Raw genomic sequence first — 12,834 nt, forward strand, 5'->3', positions numbered from 1 at the left:
GGCTCGTCGACGCTGAGCCGCCCGTCGACCAGCTCACCGCCGCGCTGCTCGAAGATCGTGGCGTAGGCCGCCGAGTACTTCCGGTAGACGACGAGCACGTCGTCGCCCACCGCGGTGACCACGTCGGCCCGGAAGTCGTCGCGCAGCCGCCGCATGGTGTTCACCGCGTTGCGCCGCTTCAGGCTGTGCAGGTAGGGCCGGAACGTGACGTTCAGCCCGCCCACCACGGCCGCCGCGAGCAGCAGCACCTTGCCCAGCACCGTCTCCGACGAGGTGAAACCCACCGCGAGCACGGCGGGGACCAGGATCAGCACCACGGTGTAGAACAGCCCCGTGGTGCGGTGCACGACCCGCCACATCGACAACCGCCGGCAGTCGTGCAGCATGCGGGCGTCGAGTTCCCGCACGAGTTCCTCGACATCGGTTAAGACCACATCAGCCACAGACCGTCACGGTACTCACCCGGGTGGTCACGCGGGGCGAACTTCGCCCCTCAGCACGGATTCCACGTCGTAGCGCGCGGGCTGGTCGAGCTGGTCGTAGCGGCACGACGCGGGTTCGCGGTCGGGCCGCCACCGCCGGAACTGGCCGTTGTGGCGCAGCCGCACCGGCGCCGCGCCCTCGGTCTGCGTGTACGCGATCTCCAGCACCCGTTCCGGCCGCAACGGCACCCAGTCGGCGTGCTTGCCGCGCCACCGGTTGACCTCGCCGGGCAGGCGGCGGCCGTCCGGCTCCACCAGCCACGGGTGCTCGCCGGTGGTGATGAGGTCCTTGAACTCCTCGGCCAGCGCACGCCGTTCGTCCGCCTTGAACGACCCCACCACGCCGACGTGGTGCAGGACGCCGGCGTCGTCGTGCAGGCCGAGCAGCAGCGAGCCGACCGCCGTGCCCGGGTCGGTGTCCTTGTGCCAGCGCAGCCCGGCCACCACGCACTCGGCGGTGCGGGCGTGCTTGACCTTGATCATGCTGCGCTTGCCCGGCGTGTACTCGCCCGCGGCGGGCTTGCCGATGACGCCGTCCAGGCCCGCGCCCTCGAACAGCTCGAACCACTGCATCGCCAGGTCGCCGTCGGTGGTGGCGGGGGTGAGGTAGAGGCCGTCGCCGGGCGTGATCAGGCCCTCCAACGTCGACCGCCGACGCGTGCACGGCTGCTCCAGCAGCACCTCGTCGCCCAGCGCCAGCACGTCGAACGCCACGAAGCTGGCCGGCGTCTGCTCCGCCAGCAGCCGCACGCGGCTCGCCGCCGGGTGGATGCGCTCGGACAACGCGTCGAAGTCCAGCTTGTCGTCCTTCGCGACGACCAGCTCGCCGTCGACCACGACCCGCGGCGGCAGGGTGCGCAGCAGCGCGGCCTCGGCCTCCGGGAAGTACCGGTTGAGCGGCTTGCCGCTGCGGGACTGGAGGAGCAGCTCGTCGCCGTCGCGGAACACCAGGCAGCGGTAGCCGTCCCACTTCGGCTCGAACACCAGGTCCGCGCCGGTCGGGATCTTGTCCACGGCGTTGGCCAGCATCGGCTGCACGGGAGGGGTCAACGGGAGAGCCACCCGGCCATCCTGCCTGGTGGACGCCCTCGGCGCACGTGTTGGCGCTCCCTCTTGGCCAGATCGAGCCGCACCGCCGCGGGCAGCACGTCGCGACGCCGTGTTCGTGGAGGAGCTGTTGGAACCGGCCAGGCACGTCGAGGTGCAGCTGGTCGGCACCACGGTGCTGGGCGACCGGGACTGCTCGTTGCAGTCGCGGCACCAGAAGCTGGTCGAGATCGCGCCCGCGCCCGACCTCTCCCCCGACCTGCGGTCCGCGCTGCACGACGCGGCGGCCACGATCGCGCGGGCCGTCCGGTACACCGGGCTGGGCACGGTCGAGTTCCTGCTCGCGCCGGACGGCCGGTTCGCGTTCCTGGAGGCCAACCCGCGGTTGCAGGTCGAGCACACCGTCACCGAGCAGGTCACCGGCCTGGACCTGGTGCGCGCCCAGCTGCTGCTGGCCACCGAGGTGGAGCCGGACCTGGCGCACACGCCGCGCGGCGCGGCGATGCAGCTGCGGGTGAGCCTGACGTCGACGGGACGGCTGTCGGCGTTCGTGCCGCCGTCCGGGCCGGGCGTGCGGGTGGACACGCACGCGTCCACCGGTTACCGGGCGGGCCTGGACTTCGACCCGCTGCTGGCGAAGGTCGTGGTGCACGCCGACGACCTGGGCACCGCGCTGCGCCGCGCCCGGCGCGCGCTGGACGAGTTCACCGTGGACGGTGCCAGGACCAACATCGGCTTCCTGCGCGGCCTGCTCGACCACCCGGACGTCCTGAGAGGACATACCGGCCTGGTCGACTCGCTGCCCCGCGAGGACACCGGCGCACGCAGCCCCGTGCAGGGCACGGTCGTCGCGATCGAGGCCGGCACGGTCGTCGTGGAAGCGATGAAGATGCAGCACGTCGTGCCGATCGGGGACGCGCGGGTGCTCGTCGAGGTCGGTGACACGGTCGCGGAGGGCGCGTTGCTGGCCGAGGGCGAGGACGCGGACCTGGCGCGCAAGGCGGTCGACGGCAATGCCGTCGAGGTCGACCTGGACGAGGTGCGGCCGGACCTCGCGGAGACGCTGGCGCGGCACGACTTCTCCCGTCCCGAGGCGGAGGCGAAGCGGCACGCCGCCGGCCGCCGCACGGTCCGGGAGAACATCGCGGACCTGTGCGCGGACTTCGTCGAGTACGGCGGGCTGGCCATCGCCGCGCAACGCCGCCGCCGGTCGTTGGACGAGCTGGTCGAGCGCACGCCCGCGGACGGGCTCGTCGCCGGCGTCGGCACGGTCAACGACGGCCAGGTGGTCGCCCTGTCCTACGACTACACGGTGCTGGCGGGCACCCAGGGCATTCGCAACCACGCCAAGAAGGACCGGATGTTCACGTTGGCCGCGCAGCGGCGGCTGCCCGTGGTGCTGTTCGCCGAGGGCGGTGGCGGACGGCCCGGCGACACCGACCACGGCGGGGTGAGCTGGCTGGACTGCATGGCGTTCCACCTGTTCGCCGAGCTGTCCGGGCTGGTGCCGCTGGTGGGCATCGCGTCCGGGCGGTGCTTCGCGGGCAACGCGGTGCTGCTGGGCACGTGCGACGTGGTCATCGCGACCCGTGACGCGACCATCGGCATGGGCGGTCCGGCGATGGTCGAGGGCGGCGGGCTGGGCGTGTTCCGGCCCGAGGAGATCGGCCCGGTCGACGTGCAGGTCCCCAACGGCGTGATCGACGTGCTGGTGACGGACGAGGCCGAGGCCGTCGCGGTGGCCAAGAAGTACCTGTCCTACTTCCAGGGGCCGGTGGAGGACTGGGAGTGCGCCGACCAGCGGCTGCTGCGCCACCTCGTGCCGGAGAACCGGGTCCGCGCCTACGACGTGCGGGCCGTGGTGGAGACCGTCGCGGACACCGGCTCGGTGCTGGAGCTGCGCCGCGAGTTCGGGCGCGGCATCGTCACCGCCCTGGTCCGGGTCGAGGGCAGGCCGCTGGGGCTGATCGCGAACGACCCCGGTCACCTCGGCGGCGCGATCGACGCCGACTCCGCGGACAAGGCCGCGCGGTTCCTCCAGCTGTGCGACGCGTTCGACCTGCCGGTGGTGTCGTTGTGCGACACGCCGGGCTTCATGGTCGGGCCGGACGCCGAGCGGACCGCGACCGTGCGGCACCTGACCCGGATGCTCGTGACCGGCGCGAACCTCGACGTGCCGTTCGGGTTCGTGGCGCTGCGCAAGGCCTACGGGCTGGGCGCGCAGGCGATGGCGGCGGGCAGCCTCAAGGTGCCGCTGTTCGCCGTGGCGTGGCCCAGCGGCGAGTTCGGCCCGATGGGCCTGGAGGGCGCGGTGCGGCTCGGGTACCGGCGCGAGCTGGACGCCGTGGACGACCCGGCGCAGCGCAAGGAGATGTTCGAGGCGATGGTCTCGGCCGCCTACGAGCACGGCAAGGCGCTGAACGTGGCCTCCGCGTACGAGATCGACGACGTGATCGACCCGGCGGACACCCGGCGCTGGATCACCACCCTGCTCACCGGTCCCGCCCCCGGCCGTGCCGGGACCGGCAAGAAACGCCCGTTCGTGGACACCTGGTGAAGGGGAACAACATGGTCACGACCGCTCCGCCCGAGCGGCGCACGCTGCGCAAGCTCATGGCCGCCGGTCTCGTCGGCTCGTCGCTCGAGTGGTACGACTTCTTCATCTACGCGACCGCCGCGGCGCTGGTGTTCCCGAAGCTGTTCTTCCCCGAGGCGTCACCGCTGGTCGGGCTGCTGCTGTCGTTCAGCACGTTCTGGGCCGGGTTCGTCGCCCGACCGGTCGGCGGCCTGGTGTTCGGGCACGTCGGTGACCGGTTCGGCCGCAAGCCCGCGCTGGTCACGTGCCTGGCGGTGATGGCGGCGGCGACGTTCCTGATCGGTCTGCTGCCGACCAGCGCGACGGTGGGCGTCCTGGCGCCGGTGCTGCTCGTGCTGCTGCGGTTCCTCCAGGGCATCGCGGTCGGTGGGCAGTGGGGCGGGGTCGTGCTGCTGCTGACCGAGACCGCCGGGCCGGGGCGGCGCGGGTTCGCCGGGACGTTCGGGCAGGCGGGCGTGCCGCTGGGCGTGATCCTGGGCAACGTGGCGTTCCTGCTGGTGGGAGCGCTGGTGCCGGCCGCGTCGTTCGTCACGTGGGGGTGGCGGGTGCCGTTCCTGGCGAGCGCCCTGCTGTTCCCCGTGGTGCTGTTCATCCAGCTGAAGGTGGAGGACAGCCCGGTGTTCCGGGAGATCAAGGCGCGTCGGCCGGAGGGTCCTCCTCCGACGCCGTTGCGGGAGGTGCTGCGGACGCACCGCAAGCCGGTGCTGCTGGGCGCGGGGCTGATGTTCGCGTCGAACGCGGTGTTCTACGTGTCGATCGCGGGTGTCCTCGACTACACGACGCGCGAGCTGGGGTTGGCGCGCAACTCCGTGCTGGTCGTGACGCTGCTGTCGTCGCTGCTCAGCGTGCCGGTGATCCTGCTGGCCGGGAGGTGGTCGGACCGGCACGGCAGGCGTCCGCTGATCGTGGCGGGGTCGGTGGCCATGATCGTCTGGGCGTTCCCCTACTTCTGGCTCGTCGACACCGCGTCACTGGGGCTGATCTTCGTGGCGCTGGCCGTGTCCGGGGTCGGGTCGAGCCTGGTCTACGGGCCGGTCGCGGCCTACCTGGCCGAGCTGTTCGAGCCGCAGGTGCGCTACTCGGGGGCGTCGCTGGCATACCAGTTGGCGTCGATCCTGGTCAGCGGCGGCACGCCGGTCATCATGACGGCGTTGCTGGCGGCCACCGGCACGACGCTGTCGGTGTCCGCGTTCCTGCTGGTCATGGGCGTGGTGACGCTGGCGTCGGTCCTCGGTCTGCGGGAGACCCACCGGTCCTGAGTTGGGACGAACAGCCGATCGATATTCCAAGTGGCCCGGACTACGTTCGGATCGTGTGATCGCGCACGGCCCGGAAGGAGACCGAGCATCATTCGTCCACGGGGTAGCGAGAGCGGCAACGACTGCTGACGGGGAGGGTGTGCTCACGGGAGCACACCCTTCCGCTTGACCTCGATGCGCATGCCGATGTCCTTGTGCAGCGGAACCGCGGACGACTCGACACCGAACAGCGGGTGACCGCTCCCGTCCACGGCCCGGACCAGCTCGAAGCCGTCGTCACCCGCGGTGAAGCCCAACGGCTCGACGTAGGCGTCCAGCCCTTGCGGGAGCGCGACCAGGTAACGAACGTGCTCGACCGGCGTGCGGAACCTGAGGACGAAGTCGTCCGGGCTGCGGTCGCGCATCAGCGGCACGCACATGCCCGGCCAATCGCACTCCACCACGACGCCGAACGAGCTGCCCCGCGGCACCGCCGAGCGGAAGTGGACGATCAGCACGAACCTGCCCTCGGTGGTCCAAGCGGACGTGGTGGACATCTTCGGTCCCGGCACGCCCTCCGCCAGCAGCCTCCGCGCCACCACCGCGACCCTGCGCCGGTACTTGGCGGGCTGTGGCCACCCGCAGCCGTGCACGAGCCGAACGGCCCACAAGTCGTCCGTGACCACCTGCGCCCGGATGGTGAGCCGTCTGCGGGTGTCGCCGTTGGGGGCGACGGTCAGGGACTCGTCCCAGTCGAAGACCCGGTACTCCAGCGGTTCCCCGTCCGAGGCCAGCTTGGTGTAGCGGGAGACGAGTTGCTGGTGGACCTCCAGTCGATGAAGGGTCGCCCTGCGGTCGGACAGCAGCACCAACCCCGCGGAGAGCAGCACGAGGAGCGCCGCGACCAGGGCCCCGGCCTTCACGGCGGTGTTGCCCAGCAACGCCCCGAGGAGCACGGCGAACGACAGGATGCCGAGGACGGCCTTCACGATCGCGGGGCTGCCCTCGTCGGCCAGCAGGTCGTCCAACCATGCGATGAACCGAGTGAGCATCCCGCCTCCTGGGAAGACTCGGCCACGTTCGAGTACTGAAGCGTAACCGAACGTAGTCGTACCGAAGGGCGCACTTCGACGGGAAAGCCCCAGGATTCGTCCGCCGGCCGGAGCGGGAGGCGGTCCAGGCGGCCGATCCGGCACCCCAGGAGTGAACTGTCAACCGGGTGACGTGCGGAACGTTGCGCGCTTGCCGTACGTTGCCGTGCCGTGACCACTCTCCTGGGACGGTTCAAGCAGCGGCTGCGTCGGTTCGCGCAGAAGCCCGGCTCCGCCGACCTCACGCCGTACCGCAAGCTGCTCGACGAGGTGAACGAGCAGGCGGAACGCGTGAAGAAGCTCAGCGACGAGGAACTGACCGCTGCGGCGGCCGCGTTGCGCGACAGGGACGACTTCGGCCGTCCCGAGCTGGTGGAGGTGTGCGCGCTCGGCCGCGAGGCCGCCGACCGCGCGCTCGGCCTGCGCCCGTTCGACGTGCAGATCCTCGGCGCGCTGGGTCTCCTGGAGGGCCACGTGGTCGAGATGGCCACCGGTGAGGGCAAGACGCTCTCCGGCGCCATCGCCGCGGCCGGTTTCGCGCTGCGCGGCGACCAGGTGCACGTGGTCTCGGTCAACGACTACCTCGCCCAGCGCGACGCGGAGTGGATGGGCCCGCTCTACGAGCTGATGGGCGTGAACGTCGGCTGGATCAACCAGAGCTCCAAGCCCGAGGAGCGCCGCGCCGCCTACCAGTCCGAGGTCATGTACGCCTCGGTCTCGGAGATCGGCTTCGACGTGCTGCGCGACCGGCTGGCGACGGACGAGGGCGACATCATCGTGCCCCAGCCGCGCGTCGCCCTCGTCGACGAGGCGGACTCGGTCCTGGTGGACGAGGCCCGCGTGCCGCTGGTCCTGGCGGGCTCCACGGCGGGCCCCGCGGTCGACCCGGCGCTGGCCGACCTGGTCAAGCGGCTGCGCCGCGACCTGCACTTCGAGATCGACGACGAAGAGCGCAACGTCTACCTCACCGGCGCGGGCAGCGAGCTGGTCGAGCGGTCGCTCGGCGGCATCGACCTGTACTCCGACGAGCACGTGTCGACCACGCTGAGCAAGGTCAACGTGGCGCTGCACGCGCAGGTCCTGCTGCACCGCGACGTGGACTACATCGTCCGCGACGGCAAGGTGCACCTGATCAACGACACCCGCGGCCGGATCGCGAAGCTCCAGCGCTGGCCCGACGGCCTCCAGGCCGCGGTCGAGGCCAAGGAGAACGTGGCCACCACGGACGCGGGCGAAGTGCTGGACTCCATCACCGTCCAGGCGCTGCTCAGCCGCTACCCCGAGGTGTGCGGCATGACCGGCACGGCGGTGGCCGTGGCCGAGCAGCTGCGCGACTTCTACCAGCTGGAAGTGCTGGTCATCCCGCCGAACGTGGAGACGATCCGGGAGGACGAGGCGCCCCGGCTGTACGCGACGCTGGAGCAGAAGGAAGCCGCGGTCGTCGCCGAGATCAAGAAGATCCACGAGACGGGCCGCCCGATCCTGGTCGGCACGCTCGACGTGGCCGAGTCGGAGCGGCTGACCCGCAAGCTCGCGGAGGCCGGCCTGGACGACTGCGTCGTGCTGAACGCGAAGAACGACGCCGAGGAAGCGTCGATCATCGCGGACGCGGGCTCGTTCCAGCGGGTCACCGTGTCGACGCAGATGGCGGGCCGCGGCACGGACATCCGGCTCGGCGGGCACGACTCGACCGACCGGGAGCGCATCGCGGAGCTCGGCGGCCTCTACGTGATCGGCACCGGCCGCCACTCCAGCAGCCGGCTGGACGACCAGCTGCGCGGTCGCGCGGGCCGCCAGGGCGACCCCGGCGGGTCGGTGTTCTTCTCCTCGTTGCAGGACGACCTGGTCGCGCAGTACGTGCCCGACCACGACGAGCCGGCCGAGGTGGACGAGGACGGCCGCATCACCGACGCGGGCACGCTGCACACGGTGGAGCACGCGCAGCGCGTCGCGGAGGGCGTGCACCTGGAGATCCACCGCAACACGTGGCGGTACAACAAGCTGATCGAGCACCAGCGCCAGCTGCTGCTGGAGTACCGGGACAAGCTGCTGCGCACCGACCTGGCCTGGGAGGAGCTGTCCGAGCGCAAGCCGGACAAGGCGCACGAGCTGAAGGACCTGGACGAGGCGGTCAAGGTCAAGGCGGCCAGGCTGATCGCGCTGCACCACCTCGACCAGCGGTGGAGCGACCACCTGACGTTCCTGACCGACCTGCGGGAGGGCATCCACCTGCGGGCGCTGGCGCGGCAGAACCCGCTGGACGAGTTCCACCGGGAGGCCATCCCGGCCTACCACAAGATCATCGCGGACGCGTGGGACGAGGCGGAGGAGACCTTCGCCAAGGTGCAGATCGACGCCGACGGCGCGCACCTGGCCGAGGCGGGCGTGCAGCGCCCGAACACCACCTGGACCTACCTGGTCAACGACAACCCGTTCTCCTCCGGCCTGGAGGAGACGTTCAAGGGGCTCGTCAAGCTGGTGCGGCGCCGTTAGGCCGGCGCCCCTGCTGCTGCGGTGACCCGTGCGCGGGCTGGGAGACGAGGCCCAGCCCGCGCCGGCGTCAACGAACGGGTGCGGTGACCTTCGTGCCCTCGACGGGCTCGGCCTGCCTCGGCAGCGCGGCCGATCTCGGGATCCGCTGCGCCACCGCCTGCTCGGTGAGCGCCCGGATCTCCGCCAGGATGTCCAGGTGCTGCTGGGACGGTGGGGGACCGACGAGGTTCGAGTGGTCGAACGCGGTGCGTTCGGCACGGTGGGCCAGGTTCTGGATGCGCCGGATCAGGTCCCACTCCTGGTCTGTGCGCGTAGAGCGCCGTTGCTCAGTCACCCCGGAAGCAGACACCTCACGCCGGGTGAACGTAAATCACCTGGCAGTGCGAACTTCGCTGGGTCAACTCAGCTACCCCTGGCCGGGCGCTCGAAACGCGCCGATCGTGTAACCGCTGGTGACACCGCCGAGCGAGGGACCACGGCGAGCATGCGGGGACGTCCAGGACACGGCCGTTCGAGCGGCCGTGGCGTCCGAACGCGTCGCCATTAACCTCCGATCGGCGTCGCCCGTAATGGTGAAAACGCCGCTGACCGACCACGGTGACGCGCTGTCGAGGCAACCCCCTGCCTGAGCGTCACCTGGTGGTGTGCCAGCGATAGCTCCGCGCACCACATCCGCCCCGCCGGCCATGGCGGGAAGCCCCATTACGCGGTGCGGCGGGCCGTCTTACCGTGCCTCGGGTGAACATCGCCGTTCCGCTCATCGCAGCGCTCCTCGCGACGACGGCGCAGGCCGTCCCCGCGTCCGCCCAAGGGTGCGGACCCCTGCGCGTTCCCGGTGCCGAGCACCAGGAGCTCACCCGGCTAGTCGACCTGTCCACCGCCGGAGGCCGCACCGATCCCGCCGACTGGGCGGGCCTCACGCCGGCCGGTCTGCCCGCGCCGACCCCCGTGGCGGGCACCCAGGTGGACGGCTACTTCCCCGACTCCTCCACCGGCAACACCAACCACGGCTGGGCGCACGACTCGCAGTTCGTGATCCGGCTGCCGGAGCGCTGGAACGGCGGCCTCGTCGTGACCGGCTCCCCCGGCGTGCGCGAGCAGTACGCCAACGACCGCGCGATCAGCGACTTCGTGCTGGCCCGCGGGTACGCGTTCGCGTCGACCGACAAGGGCAACACGGGCGTGGCCTTCCACCGGGACGGCTCGCGGCCGGGTGACGCGATCGCGGAGTGGAACCACCGGGTCACGCAGCTGACCCGCGCGGCGAAGGCCGTGGTGGCGCAGCGGTACTGCCGCCCGCCGTCGCGGACCCTGGCCACCGGCCTGTCCAACGGCGGTTACCTGGTGCGGTGGCAGCTGGAGAACCGGCCCGAGCTGTACGACGGCGGCGTCGACTGGGAGGGCACGCTGTGGACCGCGGCGGGCCCGAACCTGCTGACGTTCCTGCCTCCCGCGCTGACCGGCTACGCGACCGGGGACGAGTCGGCGGTCGTGGCGGCCGGGTTCCCGGCCGAGTCGAAGTTCCTGTGGCCGTACCACTACCAGTACTACTGGGACCTGACCCAGCGGATCTACCGCGAGGAGCTGGACCCGGAGTGGGACGGTGACGCGGAGGCGGGCACGCCGTTCTGCGCGCCCGGCACGCCGCTGTGCGACGCGGACTACGACTACGCGGCACGACCCCGGGCGCAGCGGGCGGTGGAGCGGATCGCGTTGACGGGGCGGATCGGCAAGCCGCTGCTCACGCTGCACGGGACGTTGGACGTGCTGCTGCCCATCTCCCGCGACTCCGACGTGTACGCGGACATGGTGCGCCACGCGGGCCGGAGCGCGCTGTTCCGCTACTACCGGATCGAGGGCGGCACGCACGTGGACTCGCTGTTCGACGCGTTCCCGGACCGCCTGCGCCCGCTGACGCCGTGCCACCGGTCGGCGTTCACCGCGCTGGAGGCCTGGCTGTCGGGCACCCGGCCGCCCGCGTCGACGACCGTCCCCCGTCCGGCGACGGTGAACGCCACCGAGTGCGCGCTGTCGTGAACCGGTAGGCCCCGCCGCTCGGTGTTCCGGTAGCCGAGCTGCGGGGCCTTGCGCGGGGCGGGGCAGCTCAGCGGGCCGCCTCGGCGGTCAGTGCGGCGGCAGGTCCCCGAGGCGGCCGAACGCCCGCGCCATGCCCACGTGGTCGAGGTAGTCGCGCGACTCGACGATGACGCCGTCGCGCACCCGGCTCACGAAGACGCACGGCACCGAGAACGGGCGGCCCTCCACCGAGCCGACGTAGTGGAACTCGAACACGACCACCTCGGGGTCCGCGGTCTCGCGCACCTCGCCCACCGCCTCGAACCGCTCGGCTCCCCGTGCGCGGGCCGATCCGCCGGCGAAGTGCCGGCGCAGCTCGGCGCGGGTGCGCAGCGGCGCGTCGCCCAGCGGCGACAACGGGTGCCGGACGTCGGTGTGCTCGGCGTACAGGCCGGCCAGGTGGTCCAGCAGGGCCTGCCGGTCCGGCTCGGTGAGGTCCTCGGTGACGAGTCGGCCGACGCCGGCGGCGACGGCTCGGATGACATCGGCTGGTGCGGACGGCATGGTTCCCCCAGGATTCGGAGTCTGGACTCCGGTTACCGTACCGAAGTCCGGACTCCGGATACAGTCCTGTCGACGAGCCCGACTCGGGAGGAGGTCCGGATGCGCCAGGACGCGCGGGAGAACCGGGAGCGGATCCTGGCCGCGGCCGAGGAGGTCTTCGGCGCGCACGGGGCCGCCGGGTCGACCGAGGAGGTGGCGCGGCGGGCCGGGGTCGGGATCGGCACGGTCTTCCGCCACTTCCCGACCAAGGAGGAGTTGATCGAGGCGGCGCTGCTGCGGCACTTCGACCACCTCACCGGACGGGCGCACGCGCTGGCCGCCGACGACCCCGCCGCGGCCTGGCGCACCCTCGTGCGGGCGATGATCGTGAGCGGCGCCACGAAGCTGGCCCTGATCTCGGTCCTGACCGACCGCGGCGGGTTCCCGGACAGCGCCGCCGCCGCGTCGAACCGGCTGAAGGCGGCGGTGAGCGACGTCCTCCGCCGGGGTCAGGACGCCGGCGCGGTGCGCGCTTCCGCCACGGTCGAGGAGGTCTACCTGCTGATCCGCGGCCTGGCCCAGGCGTCCGCGACCATGCCGACCCCGCCCGACACCCTCGACCGGGCCATCGACGTCGTGCTGGCGGGGCTCTCCGAACCGACCGGGTGAGCGTGGGCAACCCCTGACCTGGCCACCGTGCCGATCACGGCAGAGGCGGTGACGCCCTCGACACGCCGCCGGGGTGCGTCAGTCGCCCAGCACCTTCATCAGCTTCAGCGCCAGCTGGACCTCCAGCACCCGTTCCGGCGACTGCCAGTCGTCGCCCAGCAGGCTGGCCACCCGGTCCAGGCGCTGCACCACCGTGTTCACGTGCACGTGCAGCTCCTCCTTGGCCCGGCTGAGGTTCGCGCCGCACGCGAAGTACGCGGTCACGGTCCGGACCAGCTCGGTGCCCCGGCTGGAGTCGTAGTCCAGCAGCGGGCCGAGGGTGGAGCGGACGTAGCCCCCGATGTCGGCCCGGTCGCCCAGCAGGACGCCGACGAAACCCAGGTCCGCCAGCGTGCCGCCGGTGCCCTTGCGGCCCAGTTGCAGCAAGGCCTTCAGGCACCGCACGCCCTCGGCGTGCGCGGCGGCCACCTCTTCCGGACCGTGCGCCGGACCGCCCGAGCCGACGGTCACCGGCAGGCCGACCGCCTTGCCGAGCACCCGGGCCGCGTCCTGCGCCGCGCACGCCGGGTCGGCGCCGGGCAGCACGAGCACCACGTGCTCGCTGTGCACGCCCGCCAGGCCGCGGCACGAGGACGCGAGGTGCGCGGCGGCGGCGAGCA

11 protein-coding genes are annotated in these 12,834 nt (G+C 72.0%); 5 read left to right on the forward strand and 6 right to left on the reverse strand.

Translation table 11 applies throughout. The annotated features are described in order from the left end of the window. Positions 1–443, reverse strand: a 443-nt coding sequence (locus AB0G02_RS17600; RefSeq protein ID WP_360795093.1) for a hypothetical protein, incomplete at its 3' end; no start/stop codon positions are given. 27 nt (positions 444–470) lie between these two features. Beyond that, complete coding sequence (locus tag AB0G02_RS17605) at positions 471–1,544, reverse strand: ATP-dependent DNA ligase (protein WP_360795096.1); 1,074 nt, start codon at positions 1,542–1,544, stop codon at positions 471–473. Positions 1,545–1,647: 103 nt separating this feature from the next. On the opposite strand from AB0G02_RS17605, the gene AB0G02_RS17610 reads away from it, so the two are divergent. Beyond that, positions 1,648–4,086, forward strand: a complete 2,439-nt coding sequence (locus AB0G02_RS17610; RefSeq protein ID WP_360795099.1) for a carboxyl transferase domain-containing protein — start codon at positions 1,648–1,650, stop codon at positions 4,084–4,086. An 11-nt stretch (positions 4,087–4,097) separates the two neighbouring features. Further along, positions 4,098–5,384 (forward strand): MFS transporter, encoded by a 1,287-nt coding sequence (locus AB0G02_RS17615; RefSeq protein WP_360795102.1) that lies wholly within the window; start codon positions 4,098–4,100, stop codon positions 5,382–5,384. 143 nt (positions 5,385–5,527) lie between these two features. Here AB0G02_RS17615 and AB0G02_RS17620 read toward each other — a convergent pair whose 3' ends face one another. Next, positions 5,528–6,415, reverse strand: a complete 888-nt coding sequence (locus tag AB0G02_RS17620; protein ID WP_360795104.1) for a hypothetical protein — start codon at positions 6,413–6,415, stop codon at positions 5,528–5,530. A 210-nt stretch (positions 6,416–6,625) separates the two neighbouring features. Here AB0G02_RS17620 and secA2 point away from each other — a divergent pair, with 210 nt between their 5' ends. Then, complete coding sequence (gene secA2 / locus AB0G02_RS17625) at positions 6,626–8,947, forward strand: accessory Sec system translocase SecA2 (protein ID WP_360795107.1); 2,322 nt, start codon at positions 6,626–6,628, stop codon at positions 8,945–8,947. 67 nt (positions 8,948–9,014) lie between these two features. Here secA2 and AB0G02_RS17630 read toward each other — a convergent pair whose 3' ends face one another. Further along, the gene (locus AB0G02_RS17630; RefSeq protein ID WP_360795110.1) at positions 9,015–9,281 is read right to left on the reverse strand and encodes a hypothetical protein; all 267 of its coding nucleotides are present in this window, start codon (positions 9,279–9,281) and stop codon (positions 9,015–9,017) included. A gap of 488 nt (positions 9,282–9,769) precedes the next feature. Here AB0G02_RS17630 and AB0G02_RS17635 point away from each other — a divergent pair, with 488 nt between their 5' ends. After that, positions 9,770–10,984: a tannase/feruloyl esterase family alpha/beta hydrolase gene (locus tag AB0G02_RS17635; RefSeq protein WP_360795121.1), complete on the forward strand. Its 1,215-nt coding sequence runs from the start codon at positions 9,770–9,772 to the stop codon at positions 10,982–10,984. 87 nt (positions 10,985–11,071) lie between these two features. On the opposite strand, the gene AB0G02_RS17640 is transcribed toward AB0G02_RS17635, so the two are convergent. Beyond that, complete coding sequence (locus AB0G02_RS17640; RefSeq protein ID WP_360795112.1) at positions 11,072–11,527, reverse strand: nuclear transport factor 2 family protein; 456 nt, start codon at positions 11,525–11,527, stop codon at positions 11,072–11,074. A gap of 99 nt (positions 11,528–11,626) precedes the next feature. Between AB0G02_RS17640 and AB0G02_RS17645 the strand changes: the two genes are divergently transcribed. Further along, positions 11,627–12,175 (forward strand): helix-turn-helix domain-containing protein, encoded by a 549-nt coding sequence (locus tag AB0G02_RS17645; protein ID WP_360795115.1) that lies wholly within the window; start codon positions 11,627–11,629, stop codon positions 12,173–12,175. 78 nt (positions 12,176–12,253) lie between these two features. On the opposite strand, the gene AB0G02_RS17650 is transcribed toward AB0G02_RS17645, so the two are convergent. Further along, the coding region (locus AB0G02_RS17650) for a helix-turn-helix domain-containing protein (RefSeq protein ID WP_360795118.1) at positions 12,254–12,834 on the reverse strand (581 nt) is incomplete at its 5' end.

It is taken from the genome of Actinosynnema sp. NPDC023658, assembly GCF_040639995.1.
GTDB lineage: Bacteria > Actinomycetota > Actinomycetes > Mycobacteriales > Pseudonocardiaceae > Actinosynnema.